The sequence below is a fragment of the Nocardia coffeae genome (assembly GCF_019890715.1).
GTDB classification, from domain to species: Bacteria; Actinomycetota; Actinomycetes; order Mycobacteriales; family Mycobacteriaceae; genus Nocardia; species Nocardia jiangxiensis.
Genome location: NZ_JAINZY010000020.1, coordinates 11882 through 34468 on the forward strand (window position 1 = coordinate 11882; position 22587 = coordinate 34468).

The window sequence follows — 22587 nt, forward strand, 5'->3', positions numbered from 1 at the left end:
CTGTCGAGGGTGGTGCGCGGCCTACCTCGGCGGCTCGCCCGGATCGGCCCAGACCTCCATCGGAACGACCGTCTGGCTGCGCCCGGCCGCATCCAGCACGCGGCCCATCCGCTTGATGAACCGCAGCACGATCGACGTGCCCAGAATCGTCAGCCGCGGCGCCTCGACGGACAGCCGCGACTCCACCACCGGCACCTCGTGCACCGTGCGCAACGAGAAGCCGACGACGAGATTCGGCTCACCTCCGGACACCCGCATGCACACCCGCGCACCGGTGATGGCGAGCAGCGCCTCCACGGTGCGCCGATCGTTCGGATCCGCCCTGGCCCACACCCACATGCCGACCGGCCACCCCGACAGGGACAGCGCCATATCGCATCGCACCTGAAGCTGCCCGCCCGCGACCATTCCGTCCATCCTGCGGCGGACCGTGCTGATGCTCAGGCCGGTCTCCCGGGCGAGGTCCGACAGGGCGGCCCGGCCGTCCTGCCCCAGGCGCAGGACCAGGGTGCGATCCGTGGCGTCCAGGGGACGCGGGCGGGGTGGCCGCTCGGGCCAGGGGCGCACGCCCGCCGCCAGCCGCGCTCGCTGGGCGGCGTCCAGCACGTTCAACTGCCAGTGGTCACCCAGCCGGAAGGTCCGCGTGATCAGCAGCGTCCGGGTGGCGACGACGCCGGGCACCGCCGAGAGCGACTCCAGCAGCAAGCGCGAGAGCGCACCCAACCCGGGCACCGTGATCAGCAGTGACAGATCGTGACTGCCGCTGATGTGCTCGACGCTGAGCACATGCGGCCAGCGCGCCAGGCGCTGCGCGGTATCGTTCGCCGCCCCGGTCGCGCAGTCGACCAGCACGATGGCCTGACAGGCCTCGGGCAGACCGGACGCGCGACCGCTCACCCAGGCCGCGCGGCCTCGGCTCAGCCGCTGCCAGCGTCGTGCGATGGTCGCCGGGTCGACCTCCAGGGCGGCGCCGATCCGCTGCCACGAGGCCCGCGGAGCGATCTCCAGGCAATTGATCACCGCCAGATCCAGCTCGTCCAGAGCGATGGCAGAATCCTGCATCGGGACACCAATTTTCGAAATATCCGGCAGATTTACCGACTCTTCTGCTCCTATCGCCATCCTGTCACGATTCCGCACGACAGGAGGGTCCGGCGATGCCGACATCGACAGAAAGTCAAGCGCTGCAGGAAGATCTGGTGCGCCTACGTCGCCGGATCCACGGCGACCCGGAACTCGGACTCGACCTGCCCCGCACCCGGCGACGGGTGCTCGACGCGCTCGCGGGCCTACCGCTGGAAATCACCGTCGGGCGTGAAATCGGCTCTGTGACAGCGGTGCTGCGCGGCGGACGCGCGGGCCCGGCGGTCCTGCTGCGGGGAGATATGGACGCGCTGCCCCTGGCCGAACTCACCGGACTGGACTATGCCTCGCGCACCGAGACCATGCACGCCTGCGGGCACGATCTGCACACCGCGATGCTGGTCGGGGCGGCGCAGCTGCTCGCGCGACGTCGCGAAAGGCTCACGGGTGACGTGATTTTCATGTTCCAACCCGGTGAGGAAGGCCAGGACGGGGCCGCGCGGATGATCGAGGAGGGAGTACTCGAAGCAGCGGGCGCGCCGCCGATCGCCGCCTATGCGATCCACGTGATGTCGGCCCGCTTCCCGCACGGGACCTTCACCACCCGCCGCGGGGCCGTCCTCGCCGGGGGTGACCTGCTTCGTGTCACGGTACGCGGCACCGGCGGGCACGGCTCGGCGCCACACCTGGCCCGCGACCCGATTTCGGCCGCGGCCGCGATGATCGGCGCGCTGCCCGGCCTGCTCACTCGAACTGTCGCGCCACAGGACACCGCGGTGCTCACCATCGGGGCGATCCACGCGGGCAGTGCCGGAAACGTCATCCCCGGCAGCGCCGAATTCCGCGGCACACTGCGCTGGCACACCCCGCAGATCCGGGATGCGTTGCGCGCGAACCTGTCCGGAATGTGCCGCTCGATCGCGCACGCCTTCGGGGTCGAGGCCGAAACCCAGATCACGCCCTATGTCGGGGCCACCGTCAACGATGCCGCCGAGGCCGACTTCGCCGCCGGCGTCGCGGCCGATCTGCACGGTCCGCACCGCTGTCGGGAGCTGCCACAGCCCTTGTGCGCGGGCGAGGACTTCTCCAACGTTCTCGATCGCGTTCCCGGCGCGATGATCCTGCTCGGCGCCTGCCCGCCGGAGGCCGATCCGGCCACCGCCCCCGACATCCATTCTCCCTACGCGGTTTTCGACGACGCGATCCTGTCCGACGGCGCGAACTACCTCGCGGAACTGGCCTCCCGGCGACTGGATATCGCGGCAACGTCGAATGCCGTTGCCGCGCAGGCGCTCCCGGACGCGGTCCGATAAGGAGGAAATACCATGTCCACCAGCACATCCGCCGCTCCCGCACCGCCCACCTGGCGCACACTGCTGTCGACCGGGACCGGCAATGCGCTCGAATGGTTCGACTGGGCGATCTTCGGCACGTTCTCGCCGTTCTTCGCGCACCAGTTCTTCCCCGACGCGACGGGCATGCTCGCACTGCTGTCGGTGCTGGCAGTATTCGCGGTCGGATTCGTAATGCGGCCGATCGGCAGCCTGCTATTCGGGTGGTACGCCGACCGGAAGGGGCGGCGCGCCGCCCTGATCGGCTCGATCGCCCTGGCCTCGATCGGCAGTCTGCTCATCGGGATGTGCCCCACGCATGCCGCGATCGGCCTCGCCGCGCCGGGGATACTGGTGCTGGCCCGGCTGGCGCAGGGGCTCGGGCACGGCGGTGAAATGCCCGCGGTACAGACCTATCTGGCCGAATCCGCGCCGCCGGGGCGGCGCGGTCGGTGGGGCGCGTTCATCTACATCTCCGGCACCACCGGAATCATCGTCTCGACCGTGCTCGGGGCGATCGGTTCCGGCGTGCTGAGCAGAGCTCAGATGACCGCGTGGGGATGGCGGGTCCCGTTCCTGCTGGGCGGCCTCGTCGGCGCGTACACGCTGGTGATGCGGCTGCGGCTGGCGGAGAGCACGAGCTTCGCCCGCAACACCGCACCGCGGGCGCCGCTGTTGCGCGGACTGTGGACGCACCGGATCGGCTGCGCGCGGGCATTCGCCCTGACGCTCGGTGGCACCGTCACCTTCTACCTCTGGGTGATCGGCACCCCGGCACAGGAGGTGGCCGCACACCGGATTCCCGCCGCACAGGTGTTGTGGATCAGCGTGCTGGCCTCGGTCGCGATGATCGCGATGCTGCCGATGTACGGCGCCCTGGCCGATCGAATCGGACGGCGGCCGGTACTGCTGCTGGCCAATCTCGGCAGCGCCGCGACGATCTTCCCGCTCACCGCGTTGCTCGGCCGCGGGCCCTGGCAACTGGCTTCGGCGTTGATCGTGGCGATGATCTTCCTCGCGCCGTTCGCGGCGATCATCCCGGCCGTGTACGCCGAGTTGTTCCCGACCGGAATCCGCGCCACCGGCAGCGGGCTGGGCGCCGCGGTCGCCACGGCGATGTTCGGCGGCACCGCACCGTATCTGCAGACCTGGCTCACCGGTTCACATCACGCGACGCTGTTCGCGGGCTACGTCCTGATCCTGTCGCTGGCCAGCGCCGCGGTCGTGCTCGGTATGCCGGAGACCCGCGACGCCCCGATCGACTGACCTCGATGTTCACCAAGGAGAAACCAGCGACCGGACACAGAGATGTGTGCCACATTTTTCCCCAACCGGTGCACCCGCCCCCCACCCCGCGGTGGCAGGATGTTCCTGCTGGTCGAACGCGGCCGGGCGACAACTGTGCCACCCTCGGTACGCCGGGGAGGTGCACAGCCCGCCCAGCTGTACGTGTAACACTGGCGAAACACAGCCTTGATTGTCGGGAAACACCGCATCCATACCGTCAAGCAGCGATACCCAGCAATCGGTACGGGCTGGGAACCGATCCGTAAGGAGTAGCAAGTGGCGTTCAGCACGGCCGACGAGGTCATCAGTTACATCAAGGAGCAGGAGGTCGAATACGTCGATATTCGGTTCACCGACCTCCCCGGTGTGCAGCAGCACTTCTCGATCCCGGCGAAGGCGTTCACGGCCGATCTGGCCGAGGAGGGGCTGGCGTTCGACGGCTCCTCGGTGCGCGGTTTCCAGTCGATCGACGAGTCGGACATGCTACTCCTGCCCGACTTCAGCACCGCGCGCATCGACCCGTTCCGCGCCGCCAAGACGCTGAACCTCAACCATTTCGTGCACGACCCGTTCACCCGCGAGGCCTACAGCCGCGACCCGCGCAACATCGCCCGCAAGGCGGAGGAGTTCCTGCGCTCGACCGGCATCGCCGACACCGCGTTCTTCGGCGCCGAGGCGGAGTTCTACATCTTCGACTCGATCCGCTACGACTCGGCCATGAACGGCGCCTTCTACGAGATCGACTCGATCTCGGGCTCCTGGAACACCGGTGCGGAGTTCAACCCGGATGGCACCCCGAACCGTGGTTACAAGGTCCGCAACAAGGGCGGCTACTTCCCCGTCGCGCCGTACGACCACTACGTCGACCTGCGCGACAAGATCGCGACCAACCTGCAGAACGCCGGTTTCGAGCTCGAGCGCGGCCACCACGAGGTCGGCACCGCCGGTCAGGCCGAGATCAACTACAAGTTCAACACCCTGCTCTCGGCGGCCGATGACCTGCAGCTGTTCAAGTACATCGTCAAGAACACCGCGTGGCAGGAGGGCAAGAGCGTCACCTTCATGCCCAAGCCGCTGTTCGGCGACAACGGCTCGGGTATGCACGTGCACCAGTCGCTGTGGAAGGACGGCAAGCCGCTGTTCCACGACGAGGCCGGCTACGCGGGTCTGTCCGACCTGGCCCGCCACTACATCGGCGGCATCCTGTTCCACGCCCCGTCGCTGCTGGCGTTCACCAACCCGACGGTGAACTCCTACCACCGCCTGGTCCCGGGCTTCGAGGCCCCGATCAACCTGGTGTACTCGCAGCGCAACCGCTCCGCGGCCGTGCGCATCCCGGTCACCGGCAACAACCCGAAGGCCAAGCGCCTCGAGTTCCGCGCGCCGGACTCCTCGGGTAACCCGTACCTCGCCTTCGCCGCCATGATGATGGCCGGCCTGGACGGCATCAAGCGCAAGCTCGAGCCCGCCGCCCCGGTCGACAAGGACCTCTACGAGCTCCCGCCGGAGGAGGCCAAGAACATCGCCCAGGCCCCCACCAGCCTGGCCTCGGTCATCGACAAGCTCGAGGCCGACCACGACTACCTCACCGAGGGCAACGTCTTCACCGAGGACCTCGTCGAAACCTGGATCGACATCAAGCGCAACCAGGAGATCGCCCCGATCAACCTGCGCCCGCACCCCTACGAGTTCGAGCTGTACTACGACGTCTAAGTCGTTCTGAGGCTCTGACCTGCGGACGGAACACTATTCGTGGTCTTCCGTCCGCGGTTCGCCCGTAGTAGTTCGTAGCGAGTCCATCCGATCCGCGATCATTCACCGACCGCGATACGGGTGGACTCGTCTGCGTCGGGCCACGTGTTCGCGGCAGCCCGACGCCGATGTGACGGGTCAGCGCACGCCGAGGGCGGCGAGGATCATCGGCCGCGCCGTCGCGAGAGCCCGCGCCCAGTACGGCCAGGTGTGGGTTCCGTTGCCGATATCGATGCGGGCGGGGATGCCCAAGGCGTGCACGCGGTCACGGAAGATCTCGGCCGCGATCTGCGCGATCGACTCGAGCCCCATCCCGTTCACCGTGTCGCCGACCGCGCGCGAGGCGTCGGGCGGGCCGGGCACACCGTTGCCCGAGGAGATGTACATCGGCAGGCCGCGCAACGATTCGGCCTGGACGACGACGTCATTGAGCCGCCACGCCGGATCCCCGGGCGGACCCCACATATCGTCCACATCGAAATTGCCCTCGTTCCACATGGCCGCGCGCATCCCCTCGTTCCAGAGCGGATAGGTGGGATTGAGAAATCCGGAGAAGGACCCGGCGAACCGGAACTGATTCCGATGGTGCGCGGCCAGGATCAGGGCGGCGGCACCGCCCATGGAGGCGCCGACGATGGCGTCGTTCGTGCGCGACACGCCGTATCCGGCGAGGTAGGCGGGCAGCTCCCGGGTCAGGAAGGTCTCCCATTTGTAGGTGAACTTCTGATGGTTGGTACTGCTGGGCCGGTACCAGTCCGTATAGAAACTCGAATGACCGCCGACCGGGAACACCAGTGTGACGTTGTCACCCACGAATTGGCGCAGCGCGTCGGTGTCGCTCACCCACTGGCTGTGATCCGCCGGCGCGCGCAGCCCGTCGAGCAGGTACAGCGCGGCACTTCCGCCGTGCGCGGCCCACTGCACCTGAACCGGGATCGGCCCCATGCTGGACGGCACGAGCAGCTCCTGAAAACGCCCCGCCGGAGCGCGCGATTCCGCGATTCGAGCGGGTGCGGCATCGGCCGTCACCGCACCGAACGAGGACACCAGCACGGCCGCCACCACCGCGGCTCCCATCTTCCACATGGCCACCGACCCAAGATACCGCCTGCTCACGCCCACCGACCCTCGCTGGGAAGTGCGAGTCGCCATGCGAGAAACCGGCGAGTTGCGGTAAGCCTCAGGCAGATTCGAAGCCGTAATCCAACCGCGACAGTGTCGTGATCGAGTAGGTGACCCTCACCGGCGCCTGCTGTGCACACGAATTCGTCTGGGATCCCGCACTTTTCGATGACGCTGCCCCGGATCGAGCAGACGGCCGCAGCCGGAGGTCAACTCGATCCGAATCGGCCGGAACGTCTGCTCGCGGGCCGACACGACCGAATTCTGCTGGCGTCCAGCCTTTTCGGCACGTATTCCGCGCGGCGCAGTCGACGGCTCACAGGTGGGGGTGACAACCCAGGGAGGCGCTGTAGACCGCGGGACGGGCGCGGGAGGTGGCCAGGTTGCGGCGTTCCTCGCGGGTGAGATGGTGACGCCTCAGAGGGTAGTGCAGATGGGCGCGCAGTGTCGGCAGCAGGGGGCGACGGGCGGGGTTCGGGTGGGTCATCGCCATCACTCTCCCTTCTCTTTTTCCTGGTGAGAACTCCATTCTTCCACCAGGTCAGCATGATCAGGCGTCAATTTTTCGTGCGATCCGCGGCTGCGGCCGCAGCATCCTTGCCAGCACGACGAGATGATGAGAGACTTTTATAACAACCTTCTCATCACTGAGTGGGTCAGCCGCGCTGCCTGTGCGATCAAAGGAGATCCCGTGACCGCGTCCACACGTATCGAGCCCGCCGACCGCGAACTTCCGGCCCGTAGGCCGTTCACATCCCAGAGCCGGATGTGGGACGAGGTCGGGTTGGTCACCTTTCCGTTCACTTCGGGATCGGCGTTCCTGCTGCAGACGATGGAGCCGACGATCGCGGCGGTCGTCGACGAGCATTCGACCTTCCGCACCGATCCGATGGGCCGCGCCTTCCGCAGCATCGCCTCGGTGATGATGTGGATCTACGCCGGGGACGAGGCGCTGGCCGAGGCGGATCGACTGCGCAAGATGCACACCACGCTCAATACCGTTGACGCACAGGGTGTTCGGCATACCGCACTGTCGTCCGGACCGTGGGCCTGGGTGCTGCACACCGCGGTCTACGCCTATACCGAGGGCGCGAAGCCCTTCACCCGCACGCCGCTGAGCGAAGCGGACAAGCAGGAGTACTACCAGGAGGTCGTGCAGTTGATGCGCAACTTCTCGGTGGCGCCCAAGGAGATTCCGCCGACCTACAGCGAGTGGCTGGACTACTTCCACGACAAGCTGGAGAACCATCTGGCCGCGACCCCCGTCGCCTACGACTTCCTGAAGGTGAGCCGCCGGATCGCCCCGCCCTCCTTCCTGCCGCGCCCGCTCGCGCCGGTATGGCGGGCCGCGACGACGCCGGTGAGCCGCCTGCAGTACTTCTTCACCGTCGGCACCACCCCCGAGGTCGCGCGCGAGAAGCTGGGATTGAGCTGGTCGTCCACCGACGAGGCGACGCTGCGCGCCCTCGGCTGGCTGGTCGGGCGCACCGTACCGCTGCTGCCCGAACGCCTGCGCTACTTCCCCATCGCCTACGAGGCCCGCCGCCTCGAACGCGACCGCGCCCGCCTGCGCAAGAAGATCGACCTGCGCCCCATCTGATCCCCACGGGCCCGCCATGACACGCGATCGCCTGCGTGCCAACGATATCCGGGCGATCGACCGCAGAGCACGCCACGACCGGCCGGGTGTCATCGGCACCTGTTCACCTGTGCGCCGATGACACCCGGACGATCGATCAATCGTTCTGCACGCGCTCCCCGGCCGGTGCGGGAAAGAATCCCGACTCGACGAAGGCCGTGACGTACGCGTCCAGCACCGCGGAATCGACCGGCGGACAAGCGATCCCGTACCGTGCGAGCGCCGCGCGAGCGCGGGTGTCGTCGACAGGGATCGGGGAACCGCCGTAGTTGCCGCTGACCAGGGCCGCGCGCACCAGCGAATCGTCACCCGCGGCATCACGCGCGGCCGCCTCCTCGGCCAACCGGACGGCGATCTGCTCGACCGGAGCGATCTCGATCGGAATTCCGTTGCGGCTCAGGGCCCGGAAGATCTCGCCGATCTGCACCGCATCCCGGTTCACCAGGTGGAAGGCCGTGCCGTCGGCCGGTTCGGCCGCCAGCGCCACGATCGCCGCGACGACGTAGTTCACCGGAACCAGCGGCATCGCCGCATCACCGGTGTCCGGAGCCATCCCGAGGATGGCCGCGGCCCGGATCATATTCCAGAACGAGTCGTCGGCACTGTTCACACCGCTGCGCGGATCACCGGAGACCAGGCCGGGCCGGTAGATGCGCACCGGCACACCACGCTCACCGGCCTGCCGGACCAGCTGCTCGGCAACCCACTTACTGGCCACATACCCGTTGTCGGACACCTCCGCGACGCTCAGTTCGGTGTCCTCCGGACCCGTGAAATCCGGTGCCAGGGCAACCGGAATCACCGTATTGGCCGTGGAGATGTAGTGCACCGGCTTGATCCGGCCGTTCGTGGCCAGCCGCAGCACCTCCCGGGTACCGGACACGTTGGCCGCACGCAACCGCGCATAGGGCTCGATGTGGTTGACCCGCGCGCCGTTGTGGAAGATCACGTCGATCCGCTCGGCCAGCCGGGTGTAGCCCGCCTGGTCCAGCCCGAAGCGCGGTGCGGCCAGATCGCCTGCGACAGCGACGATCCGGGACCGGAACGACTCGTCCCAGAGCCGGTAGTGCTCCAGCGAACCACGGACTCGCTCGCCCGCCCGCTCGTCGTCCTCACCGCGCGCCAGGCACCACACCCGCGCGGATGTGCTGTCCAGCAGTTCGCGCAGCAGATGCGCACCTACGAAACCGGTTGCGCCGGTGAGCAGTACGTCCTGCGGCTCGCCCGCGCGCGCGGGAAGTACTCCGGCGCCGTCGATCTCCGAATCCAGTACCGCGTCGGCGGCCATCGAGGGCCGCGGATCGGTCACCGCGACCGCCGACTCGCCCGGATCGTCGATCCGGGCGGCGAGGGCACGCACGGTGGGCGCGGTGAACAACGCGGCCATCGGCACGTCGATGCCGAGCCGGCTGTTCAGCGCCCGCTGCAAAGTGAAGGCCAGCAGCGAACTGCCGCCCAGGGCGAAGAAATCGTCCTCGGCGCCCACTCGATCGACCTGCAGCACCTCGCCGAAGACCTCGGCGACCGATCGCTCGGTATCGGTTGCCGGCGCGACGAATTCGCGGGTCCGCAGCACCGGGCGCGGCAGGGCCTTGCGATCGGCCTTCCCGCTGGCGTTCATCGGCATGGCATCGAGCACCATCACCGACGAGGGCACCATGTACGAGGGCAGCACCTGGGTCAGCGACGCGCGCAGGGCGTCGACCGACAGATCCTCGACCGCCGGAACCACGTAGGCGACGAGTTGATCGCCGATCTCCGAGGGCGCCACCACCACGACCGTCTGCGCAACCGAGGGTTCGGCCAGCAGCGCGGTCTCGATCTCGCCCAGCTCGATGCGGTGGCCCCGGATCTTCGCCTGGAAGTCGCTGCGGCCCAGGTATTCCAGCACGCCATCGGGCCGACGACGGACCAGATCACCGGTCCGGTACATCCGCGATCCGGGCGGGCCGTACGGGTCGGCGACGAACCGGTCGGCGGACAGATCCGGTCGGCGCATATAACCGCGCGCCAATTGGGTTCCCGCCAAATACAATTCGCCGACCACACCGGCCGGCGTGAGCCGCAGCCGCGAATCGAGCACGTAGGTGCGCGTATTCCATTGCGCCACACCGATGGGCACCGTCGTGCGGTCGCTGGTGGACGCGGGGCGATAGGTCACCGAAACCGCGGCCTCGGTGGGGCCGTACAGATTGTGCAGCCCGGCCGAGGACAGCGCGGCGAATTCGGCGACGGTGCCGGGTGGCAGCGCCTCGCCGATGGCGAACACCGCCCGCAACGAGGCCACCTGCGCGGGCTGCGCGGCGGCCAGGAACACCTGCAGCACCGAGGGCACGAAGTCGGTGACCGTCACCCGATGCGTGGCGATCAACTCCGCCAGATAGCGCGGGTCGCGTTGTCCGGACGGCGCGGCCAGCACCACCCGCGCGCCCGCCCACAGCGGCACGAAGTAGCCCCACAGCGAGACGTCGAACGTCGTCGCCGTCTTCTGCAGATAGACGTCCTGCGGCGCGATCGAGTAGTGCTCGGCCATCCAGGCGGTCTGATTGGTGATCGCGCCGTGCGGCACCAGCACGCCCTTCGGACGGCCCGTCGACCCGGAGGTGAACAACACGTACGCCGGATGGTCCGCGCGCAGCGGAGCGCGCAGTTCGCCCGCGCCGACCGGTTCGGCGGAGTATTCCGACACCTCGAGCGTGTCGAGATCGACCCCGTCGGCGCCCGGCACGTCCGCGCCTCCGGTGCTCAGCACCAGCGCGGGCTCGGCGGTCTCCAGCACGTACGCGATCCGCCCGGCCGGATGTTCCAGGTCCAGCGGCAGATAGGCCCCACCGGCGGTCAGCACCGCGTACATCGCGACCATCAGTTCGGGAGAACGCGGAATCGCCAGCGCGACAACGGATTCCGGACCGATCCCCCGCCCGATCAGATATCGGGCCAGCCGGTTGACGCGCTCGTCGAACTCCCGGTAGGTCCACACCGTCTCGTCGTGCACCACGGCCACCGCATCCGGATCCGCCGCGACCGCGCGACGATATCCGCTCAACAGCAGCTCGTCGGGCACCCGATGCGCGGTATCGGCCGCATCGCTCAGCAGTGCCGCGCGCTCGGCCGCATCGATCACATCGACATCGCCCAGCACCGCTTCGGGATCGCGGGCCAGGGTGCCGAGCAGACCGACGAAACGATCCACGAATCCCTGCACGGTGTCGTGCTCGAACATGTCCGAGGCGTAGGTCACGATGCCGCCGATCCCCTGCGGCGCGCCCTGCGCATCGTAGGAGTCGCCGATCATCCAGTGCAGATCGAACTGCGAGACCTCCACGCCGATGTCCAGGCCCGCCACGGCCAGCCCCGGCATCTCCAGGGCCACCGGCGCGAGATTCTGGAACGACAGCGCGACCTGGTAGAGCGGATGCCGGGCCGGTGACCGCACCGGATCCAGCACGCCGACCAGCCGTTCGAACGGCACGTCCGCGTTGGCGAAGGCCCGGATGTCCTCGTCCCGCTGACGCGCCAGCAGTTCGGTGAACGTCGCACCGGCGGCGTAGCGGGTGCGGAAGACCAGCGTGTTGATGAACATGCCGATCAGGTCGTCCAGTGCCGCGTCACCGCGACCGGCGACCGGCGAACCGATCGCGATGTCGTCGGTGCCGGACAGGCGCGCCAGCAGCACCGCGAGCGCGGTGTGCACGGTCATGAACAGCGTCGCGCCGTGCGCCCGCGACAATTCCGCGAGAGCGCGGTGGGTCTCGGCGTCGATCCGAACCTCGACGCGGCCGCCGGTGTAGGAGCGCAGCAGCGGGCGCGGCCGATCCGAGGGCAGGTCGAGCTGGTCCGGCAGGCCGTCCAGCGCGGTACGCCAGTAGGAGATCTGCTGAGCGACAAGCGATTCCGGATCGTCCTCGGTACCCAGCACGGTGCGCTGCCAGATGCTGTAGTCCGCGTACTGCACCGGCAGCGGCTCCCACTGCGGAGCCTGCCCGGCGCTGCGCGTGGCGTACGCCAGCATCAGATCCCGGGCCAGCGGGCCGATCGAGGAGCCGTCGGCGGCAATGTGATTCACCACCACGGCCAGGACGTACTCGTGCTCGTCCGATTCGGTCGCACCCAGGTCGAACAGCGCGACCACGAGCGGCACCCGCACGGTGAGGTCGAATTCCGTGCGCGCGAGTTCGGCGACCGCCTCGACGATCCCGGACGGGTCCACCGGCTGCACCTGCAACGGCGGAACCGCCTGCGCCGCAGGAAGAATCACCTGCACCGGACCGTCGTCGGGCGTCGCGGGATCCGCACCGGAGGTATCGGTCCGCGCCGCGAGCGGATACACCGTGCGCAGAATCTCGTGGCGCGTCACCAGATCCCCGATGGCCGCGCGCAGCGCGTCCACGTCGAGGCTGCCGCGCAGACGTACCGCCATCGGCACGTTATAGGCCACCGACGCGGTATCGAACCGGTTGAGCAGCCACATTCCGCGCTGGGCCGGAGACAGCGGAATCCGTTCCGGCCGTGGCCCGGCCACCAGTGCCGGGCGGTCGTCGGCGACGGCGTGATCACCCAGGCGCGCCGCGAGCGCGGCCACCGTCGACGCCTCGAACAGCAGCCGCACCGGAACCCGGGTGTCCAGCGCCGCGCCGATGCGTGCCATCAGTCGGGTCGCGATCAGCGAGTTGCCGCCCAGTTCGAAGAAATCGTCGTCCGCGCCGACCGGCGTTGCGGGAGCGAGCAATTCGGTGAACGCCTCGCCGACCACCTCTTCCAGCCGCCCGGACGGAGCGCGGAACTCCCGGGTGTGCAGCTGCGGCGCGGGCAGCGCGGCACGGTCGAGCTTGCCGACCGGGGTGAGCGGAATCTCGTCGAGCACCATGACGGTGGTAGGCACCATATGAGCGGGCAGATGCCGCTCGGCGACCGCGATCAGTTCGTCCGCGTCCGCCACCGCACCGGCGGCCGCATGCACGTACGAGACGAGAATGGTTGCGCCGGTGGGCAGTTCATGCCCCATGGTGACGGCGAAGTCGATCCCGTCCTGCCCGGCCAGCACCGCGTCGATCTCACCGAGCTCGATCCGGAAGCCGCGGATCTTCACCTGGAAGTCGTTGCGGCCCAGGTACTCCAGTTCACCGTCGAAGGTGCGCCGGACCAGGTCACCGGTCCGGTACAGCCGGGAACCGCTGGGATCGAACGGATTCGCCACGAAGCGGGCCGCGGTGAGCGCGGGACGTTCGTGATAGCCGCGGGCCTGCTGCGCACCGGTGATGTACAGCTCGCCGACGGCCCGATCCGGCACCGGCGACAACCGCTCGTCCAGCACGTATTCGGTGATGGCCCGAATCGGCCCGCCGAGGGTGACCGTCTCGCCGGGCACCAGCGGGGAGCTGATGTTGGTCATGATGGTTGTCTCGGTGGGCCCGTACCCGTTGTAGAACTCGCGGGTGCGGCGGCCGCCGATCGGAATCGCCCAGCGCTGCACCAGATCCGGCGGGCACGCCTCACCACCGGCGATCACCACGCGCAGCTTGTCCAGCCCCTTGGGATCGACCGAGGCCAGCGCGGACGGGGTGATGAAGGCGTGGGTGACCCGTTCGCGGGCCAGCAACGCGGCCAGTTCCGCGCCGCCGTAGACGGTCGGCGCGGCGACCACCAGGGTGCCGCCGCCACCGAGGGCCAGCAGCAGTTCCAGAATCGACGCGTCGAACGACGGCGAGGCGAAATGCAGTGCGCGCGAACTGCTCGTCACCCGGTAACGCTCGCGCTGCTCCTCGCAGAAGCTCGCCAACCCGGCGTGCGTGACGACCACACCCTTGGGCAGACCGGTCGACCCCGAGGTGTAGATGACGTACGCCGGATGCGCCGCGCGCAGCGGCCGGCGCCGGTCCGCGTCGGTCACCGGATCGGCCGAACCCTCATCGATGAGCCGCTCGGTCTCGAGGTCGTCGAGGACCAGCCATTCCACCTGCTCGGGCAGATCGGCGCGCACCGACTCCACGGTCAGGCCCAGCACCGCATGCGAATCGGCCAGCATGTGCGCGACGCGATCGGCAGGGTAGTTGGGATCGACCGGCACGAATCCGGCGCCGGACTTGGCGATCGCCCACACCGCGAGCACCGATTCCGGCGAGCGCGGGATGCCGATCGCGACCAGATCCTCCGGGCCGATACCACGATCGATCAGGACGCGGGCCAACTGCGTCGAGCGCTCGTCCAGGTCGAGGTATTCGAGTTCGGACAACTGCTCGGTGGCATCGGCGAAGACCACCGCGACACCGTCCGGGTTGCTGTCCACGGCCGCGGCCATCAGGTCCGGCAGCGTGCGGCCCGGCTCCGATTCGACCGGCGGCGGGGTGACCGGCGCGGGCGGTACGACCGGGCCCCGGTCGCGTTCGGTCGCGTCCAGCAGGTCGACGTCGCCGACGAGCAGTTCCGGGGCCGCGGCGACCGCGGTGGCGAACCGTTCGAACCGCTGCGCGATAGCGGTGACCGTGGCCTCGTCGAAAATATCTGTGGCATAGGTGAATCCGGCCAGAAGCACATCGGGCGTGCCGTCCGGTGCGTAGCGCGGCTCCACGGTGACCAGCAGATCGAATTTGGCGTTGACCTGACCGGTGTCCAGCGCGGCCACGGTCAGACCGGGCAGTTCGAGCTCGGCCTGCTCCATGTTCTGGAAGGACAGCACGACCTGGAACAACGCGTCACCGGCCGTGGTGGGCTGGGTGGCCTCGACCACGCGCTCGAACGGGATGTCCGCATGTCCGAACGCCGACAGATCGGTCTCGCGCGCCCGGTCCACAAGTGCCGCGAACGGCGCTCCGCGATCCACCGGAAGGCGAAGGGTGAGCGTGTTGACGAACATGCCGACCAGATCGTCCAGTTCCGCCGCGCCCCGGCCCGCGATCGGCGTGCCGATCGCGATGTCCGAACCGCCCGCCTGCCGGGCCAGCAGCGCCGCCAGCGCCGCGTGCACCACCATGAACAGCGACGAATTGTGTTCGCGCGCAAGATCGGTCAGCCCGGCGTGCGCCTCCGCGGGTATCACGGCGTTGACCAGTGCGCCCCGCCCGGACGGACGCGGGGGCCGCGGCCGATCCAGCGGCAGCCGCGCAATCGCGGACGCTCCGGCCAACTGCTCGCGCCAGAACGCCATTTGTTTTGCGGCGATGGAGTTCTCGTCGTCATCGGTGCCGATGACCGACCGCTGCCAGAGGGCGAAATCCGCGTACTGCACCGGCAGCTGCGCCCAGCCCGGAACCGTCTGTGCCTGCCGCGCGACATAGGCGGTGACCAGATCGCGCGCCAGCGGCGCGAGCGAGGTTCCGTCGGCCGAAATGTGGTGCACCACAACGACGAACAGATGCTCGCGGGCCTCGGCATCGGAGAACAGCCGGATGCGCACGGGCGGATGTTCGGTGACGTCGAAGCCCGCGGACATCAGCCCGGCGATCCGGTCGTAGTCCTCGAGCGCGGCCGTCTCCACCACGAGTCCGTCCGGCAGCGTCCGGGCCACCGACAGGATCTCCTGATACGGCTCCCCTTCGGGGCCGTGTGCCGGGAATCGGGTGCGCAGCGCCTCGTGCCGGTCCAGCACGTCCAGGACGGCCAGTCGCAGCGCGGGCACATCCAGCGTGCCGGTCAGGCGGATCGCGAACGGCAGGTTGTAGGACGGGGATTCGGGGTCGATCTGGTTGATCACCCACATCCGCTGCTGCGCCAGCGACAGCGGGATCCGTTCCGGCCGCTGCGCCCGCACCAGCGGCGGGCGGCTCGCGGAGTCGCCGGAGCCCGGCACGATTCCGGCCGCCAGATCGGCCACGACGGGAGTGTCGAACAGCGCCGACACCGACACGCGCGCGTCCAGCGCCGCGGTCAGCCGGGCCACCACCTGGGCGGCGACCAGCGAATTACCGCCGAGGGCGAAGAAGTCGTCGTCGGCGCCCACCCGGTCGACGCCCAGCACGTCGGCGAAGATGCCCGCCACGATCTCCTCGACCGGCGTGGACGGCGCCCGGAAGTCCCGCACGGCCACGATCGGGCGCGGCAGCGCCTTGCGGTCCAGCTTGCCCGCGCTGCCCAGCGGGAACTCCGCCAGCTCCACGATCGCGGCCGGAACCATGTACGCGGGCAGCCTGCGCGCGACGGCGGTGCGCAGCGACTCCGCCTCGAGATGCGCGCCGGGCGCCGGGACCACGTAGCCGACCAGTTGATCGCCGAGGTCCGTGGACACCACCAGCACGGCCGCCTGGTTGACCGCGGGCTGTGCCAGCAGCGCCGCCTCGATATCGCCGAGTTCGATGCGCTGACCGCGCAACTTCACCTGGAAGTCGGTGCGGCCCAAGTACTTCAGGATTCCCGGCTGCTGCCAGGCCACCAGGTCGCCGGTGCGGTACATCCGCTCGCCGGGGCCGAACGGGTTGGCCACGAACCGATCCGCGGTCAGATCCGGGCGGCCCAGATAGCTGCGCGCCAGCTGATCACCGGCGAGGTAGAGCTCGCCGGTGACCCCGGCGGGCACCGGTCGCAGACGCGAATCCAGCACGTACACACGGGTGTTCCAGACCGGAGTACCGATCGGCACACCGCCCTGCTCGTCACCGGTGGCCGGCCACGTGGTGACCGCCACCGCGGCCTCGGTCGGCCCGTAGACGTTCAGCACCGGCTCGTCGCAGATCCGGCGCACCGCGGCCACGGTCTCCACCGGCAGCGCCTCGCCGCCGACCATGACGCGCCGCAGCGTCGGCACCGACCCGGGAGGTGTGTGCGCGGCGAAGACCGCGAGCATCGAGGGCACGAAGTCGGTGACGGTGACCTGCTGCGCCGCAATGGTTTCCGCGATGTATGTGGTGTCGCGATGCCCGTCGGGGGTGGCCATCACCAGGGTCGCGCCCAGGCGCAGCGGGATGAAATAGCCCCACATCGAGACGTCGAAGGTGAAGGTGGTCTTCTGCAGGTAGACGTCGTCGATGGTCAGCGGGTACTGCGACTGCATCCAGGCCAGGTGGTTGCCGACCGACCGGTGCGAGACCGCGACCCCCTTGGGCCGCCCGGTGGAGCCGGAGGTGAACAGCACGTACGCCAGGCTGTCCGGGCGCACGGGACGCAACAGTTCCGCGGCCGTGACCGGAGTCGCGGCGAATCCGTCCAGATCCACGGTATCGATGTGCAGCAACGGAATTCCGTCCGGCACCGCGACCGCGTCGCGGGACGTGGTGAGCACGCACACCGGCTGCGCGGCAGTCACCACCTGCTCCACACGATCGGCCGGATGATCCGGATCCACCGGCACCCAGGCACCGCCCGCGGCCAGTACCGCATACATGCCGACGACCTGCTCCAGTGAGCGCCGAACCGCGAGGCCGACCAGCGACTCCGCGCCGACGCCCCGCGAGATCAGCAGGCGTGCAAGGCGATTCACGCGCGCGTCGAATTCCGCGTAGGTCAGCTGGTCGCCCTCGTAGACCACCGCGACCCGATCGGGATGCGCCGCCGCCGCGCGCCGGTAGCCGTCGAGCATCGATTCCGGCGCCACCTCGTGCGCGGAGTCGTTCCAGTCCAACAGGATTCGATCCCGTTCGGCCTCGCCCAACATGATGTCGACATCGCCGACGAGCGCGGCCGGATCACCGGCCAGCGCGTCGATCGCCCGGACCAGCCGCGCCGCGAGGGTTTCCACCTCGTCGGCGGTGAATCGGCTGCTCAGGTATTTCCAGGTCAGCTCGAGGGTCGACTCCGCGGTCACCAGCAGGGTCAACGGATAGTGCGAATCGTCGCTGGCACCGATGCCGGTCACCGCGACGCCGTCGATGTCGGCCGCCGCGCCGATCGACTCCTTGTCGATCGGATAGGACTCGAACAGCAGCAGCGTGTCGAAATGCGCACCGGCGCCGGCGATCCGCTGGATATCGGCCAGGCCGACGTAATGGTGGTCGAGCAGTTCGACCTGCTCGCCCTGCAAGCGCCGCAGGAACTCGCCGACCGTCGTCCGCTCGTCGATACCGACCCGCACCGGCAGCGTATTGATGAACAGGCCCACCATCGACTCGATGCCCGGCAGATCCGCGGGACGACCCGAAACCGTGGCGCCGAACACCACGTCGGAGCGGCCGGTGAGCTTGCCGAGTACCAGACCCCAGCCCGCCTGCACCAGCGTGTTCACGGTGATGCCCAGCTCACCGGCTCGGGCCGCGATCCGGCGGGTGTGCTCGGCGTCGATCTCGACGAGCAGCCTGCCGCGGTCCTGGGTTTCGGCCGTGCGCGGCTGCGCGGCGAGCAACGTCGGCTCACTCACGCCTTCGAGCGCGCGCCCCCACACCCGTAGCGACGCCTCGAGATCCCGGCTCGCCAGGCGGCTCAGGAAGGTCCGGTACGACTCCACTCGCGGCAGCATCGACGCATCGCCCGAGGTGGCGTACAGCACCAGCAGATCCCGCATCAGCAGCGGCATCGACCAGCCGTCGAGCAGGATGTGGTGACTGGTGATCACCAGCTGCCAGCGCTCGGTCGCGTCGTCCGCGGCGCCGCGACGGTACAGGGTGAATCGCAGCAGCGGCGGCACGCTCATGTCGAAGTGGGCGGCGCGGTCCGCCAGGACCAGCCGCTCGAGTTCCGAATCCCGCTGTGCCTGTGGCAGATCCGTCAGGTCCACCTCGTGCCAGGGCACCTGCACCCGGTCCACGACCAGCTGTACGGCCAGGCCGGCGGTATCGGTGACGAACGCCGCCCGCAGATTCGGGTAGCGGTCGATGATCGCCTGTGCCGCGGTCCGCAGTCGTCCCGCATCCACCGCACCGGACAGGTCCACCCGCGCCTGACTGGTGTAGACGTCGACCGTCGTGCTGCTCAACAGGGCGTGGAACAGCATGCCGGACTGCAGCGGCGAGAGCGGCCACACGTCGGCCAGCGCGGGGTAGTTCCGCTCCCAGGTCTCGATATCGCTCTGGGTGGCGCGCACCAGCGGCAGATCCGACGGAGTGCGTCCGCCCGCGTCCGCCCGTCGTGCGTGCTGGGCCAGCGCGGTCAGTGCGGTGACCCACAGATCGGCGAGCCGCTGGACGCGCTCGGACGACAGCAGTCCGGCCGGGAAGGCGAACGATGCGCCCAGCTGCGGCCCGTCCGGGCCTTCGGTGACGATCGCGTTGATGTCGATCGCCCCGTTGGCGGGCATGTCGCGATCCAGGTCGGCATCGAAATCACCCAGATCGGCGGTCGGGGTCCAGTCCGATTCGGCGACCTGGGCCGCCGCGCCACCGGCCGCGATCCGGCCCAGATAGTTGAACGTGATCTGGCCGAGATCCGGTAGCCGCGTGGCGGTTTCGGGATTCGCGTAGCTCAGCAGCCCGAAGCCCAGGCCGCGACCCGGCACCGCCAGGTACTGCTCCTTGACCGCCTTGAGCACATCACCGGCGACCGCGCCGCCGTCGAACGCCGCGGCGACATCGATGCCCGCGAGATCGAGCCGGACGGGAAACGCACTGGTGAACCAGCCGACGGTATGCGACAGGTCCGCACCCGGGACGAAGTCCTCCTCGCGGCCGTGCCCTTCCAGGCGCACCAGTACCGAGCCGCCCACGTCGTCGCCGCGCCACGTGCTCACCGCCAGGGCCAACGCGGCGAGCAGAGCATCGTTGGCCCCGCCGCGGAACTTCGCGGGAATCGTGGTCAGCGCCGCCTCGGTCACCTCCGGCGGAACCGTCACCCGCACCCGTTCCACGGTGGCCAGGGTGTCGACGGCGGGATCGAAGGCACGATCGCCCAGCTGCGGATCGGACGCCTGCGAAATCTCCTGCCACAGCGGCAGTTCCGCGAGCACCTCCGGGCTGCGCGCCGCATCGGACAGGGCGTGCGCCCACCGCCGCATCGAGGTGCCGACCGCGGGCAGCGCGACCGCCTGACCCGCGGCGATCTGCATCCACGCCACCATCAGATCCGGAATGACGATGCGCCAGGACACTCCGTCGATCACGAAGTGGTGCGCCACCACGAGCAGGACGTCGGGTCGGCGCGCGGGCACCTGATCGTCCTGGAAGGCGAACCGGACGAACTGCACCATGGCCGCGCCCGCCGCATCCAACCGGCCCAGCGCCGCATCGAATTCCGCGCTCGCCCGGCGGGTGAGTTCGGCCTCGTCGATATCGGCCGGGAGATCCACCCGATGCACCAGTGCGGCGACGTCGACCGCGCCCGGGGCCAGCGCCTCGAACGTCCAGCCCTGCTCGGCATCTCCGCGCAGGCGGGAGCGCAGCACGTCGTGGTGCTCCAGGACGGCGGTCAGGGTGGCGAGCAGCGTCTCGTCGTCGAGCGCGGCGGGCAGCCGCAGCGTCATCGACTGCGAGTAGCGCCGATACGCCGGGCCCTTGGCCAGCGTCGCCGCCATCAGCGGCGTCAGCGGCATCTCCCCGACGCCGCCGCCGGGCAGCTCGGCGAGCTGCTCGCGCGCGGATTCGCCTACGGCGGAAGCGACTTCGGCCAGTCCGGCGACGGTGCGCTGATTGAACACGTCCTGCGCGGTGAAGGCCAGGCCGCGCGCCTTGGCCCGCGAGACCAGCTGAATCGACAGAATGGAATCGCCGCCGAGTCCGAAGAAGGAGTCGTCCAGACCCACTCGCTCGACGCCGAGCACCCCGGCGAACAGTTCCGCGATCAGGATTTCGTTCTCGGTGACCGGTGCGCGGAATTCCGCGGCCTCGAAGACCGGCTCGGGCAGCGCCGCACGGTCCAGCTTGCCGACCGGGGTGAGCGGAATCTCGTCCAGCACCATGATGAGGGTCGGAATCATGTACGCGGGCAACGATTCCCCGAGGAATTCGGCCAGCCGGTCGGTGTCGACGGCGGTTCCCGCGCGCGGCAGGACGTACGACACCAGCGCCTTGGATCCCGAGGACAGCGTGCGGTCCAGCGTGGCCGCGTAGTCGATGTCCGGATGTGCGGTCAGGGCGTTGTCGATCTCACCGAGTTCGATGCGCACGCCCCGGATCTTCACCTGGAAGTCGGTCCGGCCCAGATATTCGATCGTGCCGGATTCGGTGCGCCGCACCAGATCTCCGGTCCGGTACAGCCGCGCTGCCGACTTTCCGTTCTCGATGAACGGGCTGGCGACGAACCGCTCCGAGGTCAGGCCGGGACGGCCCAGATATCCCCGCGCCAGCGCCGGGCCCGACAGATACAGCTCACCGGTCGTGCCCGCCGGAACCGGCCGCAGCCGCGCGTCGAGCACGAAAGCACCCATCGCAGGCACCGAGGCGCCGATGGTGACCAGCTCGTCCGGATTCAGCGCGCCGGTCGCGGTCGCCAGGATCGTGGCCTCGGTCGGCCCGTAGCCGTTGAGGAACCTGCGCCCGTCGCGGGCCCAGCGGCCGACGAGTTCCGGGCCGAACCGGTCTCCGGCGACCATCACCGTCTCGAGGTCGTCGAGGCCGGTCGGATCCACCGACTCCAGCGCACCCGGGGTGATCAGCATGTGCGTCACGCGCTCGCGACGCAGCAACTCGGCCAGTTCGTGTCCGCCGAACACCTGCGGCGGCGAGACCACCAGCGTCGCGCCCGAGGAGAAGGTCAGCATCAGTTCCAGGACCGAGACGTCGAAGTTCGGCGAGCAGACGTGCGCCACCCGCGACTCGCGCCCCACCCCGAACGACTCCCGCATGGCCGTGACCAGGCTGCCGAGACCGCCGTGAGCGACGACCACGCCCTTGGGGCGACCCGTCGAGCCCGACGTATAGATGTAGTAGGCCGGATGCAGCTCGGTCACCGTGCGCACCCGATCGGCGTAGGAGACCGGGTGGGCGGGATGGGCGGCGATCCGCTCGGCGTGGTCCGGATCGTCCAGCTCGATCCACTCCGGGCCGTCGTCCCCGAAGGCCGCGCGGTGCGCGGCGGTGGTCAGCCCGAGTACCGCTCCGGAATCGGACAGGATGTGCTCGATGCGCTCGGCCGGATAGGCCGGGTCCACCGGAACGTATGCCGCGCCGGTCTTGGCGATCGCCCAGACGGCCAGCACCGATTCGATACCGCGCGCGATGCCGATCGCCACCGCGTCGTCCGCGCCGATCCCTCGGGCGATGAGCTCACGGGCCAGACGTGAGGACGATTCGTCCAGTTCGCGATAGGTCAGCTGCCGCACATCCGCGGGATCGCCGGAGGCACTGAACCGGATCGCGACGGTGTCGGCCGCGTACTCCACGGCAGCGGTGAGCAGGCTCGAGAAAAGCACACTCCCCCGCCGACGATTTCCGCGCGACTGCTGACGCCCTGTATTCGTTCTCACCGTGCCGTATCGTACCGGTCAGGTCGGGTCGCGTGCCGTCGTGGTTGCCCCGGCTCTTCGGCGTGCGGCAAGCCCTGGTTCGGGGCGGTTCGGTCCATATAGACACTCATCATCAG

General features: G+C 69.1%; 8 protein-coding genes. 4 read left to right on the top strand and 4 right to left on the bottom strand.

Going from position 1 to position 22587, the window contains the following annotated elements:
* Positions 1 to 21: 21 nt before the first annotated feature.
* Positions 22 to 1062: an Lrp/AsnC family transcriptional regulator gene (locus tag K7711_RS42100; RefSeq protein WP_222977829.1), complete on the bottom strand. Its 1041-nt coding sequence runs from the start codon at positions 1060 to 1062 to the stop codon at positions 22 to 24.
* Positions 1063 to 1157: 95 nt separating this feature from the next.
* On the opposite strand from K7711_RS42100, the gene K7711_RS42105 reads away from it, so the two are divergent.
* The 3 genes from K7711_RS42105 (at position 1158) to glnA (ending at position 5414) form a co-directional block, all read left to right on the top strand.
* Positions 1158 to 2396, top strand: coding sequence for a M20 metallopeptidase family protein (locus tag K7711_RS42105; protein ID WP_222977830.1), 1239 nt, complete (start codon positions 1158 to 1160; stop codon positions 2394 to 2396).
* A 12-nt stretch (positions 2397 to 2408) separates the two neighbouring features.
* Positions 2409 to 3680: an MFS transporter gene (locus K7711_RS42110; RefSeq protein WP_222977831.1), complete on the top strand. Its 1272-nt coding sequence runs from the start codon at positions 2409 to 2411 to the stop codon at positions 3678 to 3680.
* A gap of 297 nt (positions 3681 to 3977) precedes the next feature.
* Positions 3978 to 5414: a type I glutamate--ammonia ligase gene (gene glnA / locus K7711_RS42115; RefSeq protein ID WP_222977833.1), complete on the top strand. Its 1437-nt coding sequence runs from the start codon at positions 3978 to 3980 to the stop codon at positions 5412 to 5414.
* 177 nt (positions 5415 to 5591) lie between these two features.
* Here glnA and K7711_RS42120 read toward each other — a convergent pair whose 3' ends face one another.
* Together K7711_RS42120 and K7711_RS42125 are read right to left on the bottom strand one after the other, a co-directional pair.
* Entirely contained in the window at positions 5592 to 6539 is a 948-nt protein-coding gene (locus K7711_RS42120; protein ID WP_222978041.1) for an alpha/beta hydrolase, read from the bottom strand.
* Positions 6540 to 6891: 352 nt separating this feature from the next.
* Positions 6892 to 7062, bottom strand: a complete 171-nt coding sequence (locus tag K7711_RS42125) for a hypothetical protein (RefSeq protein ID WP_222978071.1) — start codon at positions 7060 to 7062, stop codon at positions 6892 to 6894.
* Positions 7063 to 7266: 204 nt separating this feature from the next.
* Between K7711_RS42125 and K7711_RS42130 the strand changes: the two genes are divergently transcribed.
* The gene (locus K7711_RS42130; RefSeq protein WP_308015196.1) at positions 7267 to 8175 is read left to right on the top strand and encodes an oxygenase MpaB family protein; all 909 of its coding nucleotides are present in this window, start codon (positions 7267 to 7269) and stop codon (positions 8173 to 8175) included.
* Positions 8176 to 8311: 136 nt separating this feature from the next.
* On the opposite strand, the gene K7711_RS42135 is transcribed toward K7711_RS42130, so the two are convergent.
* Entirely contained in the window at positions 8312 to 22471 is a 14160-nt protein-coding gene (locus K7711_RS42135) for a non-ribosomal peptide synthetase (protein WP_222977839.1), read from the bottom strand.
* Positions 22472 to 22587 lie beyond the last annotated feature (116 nt).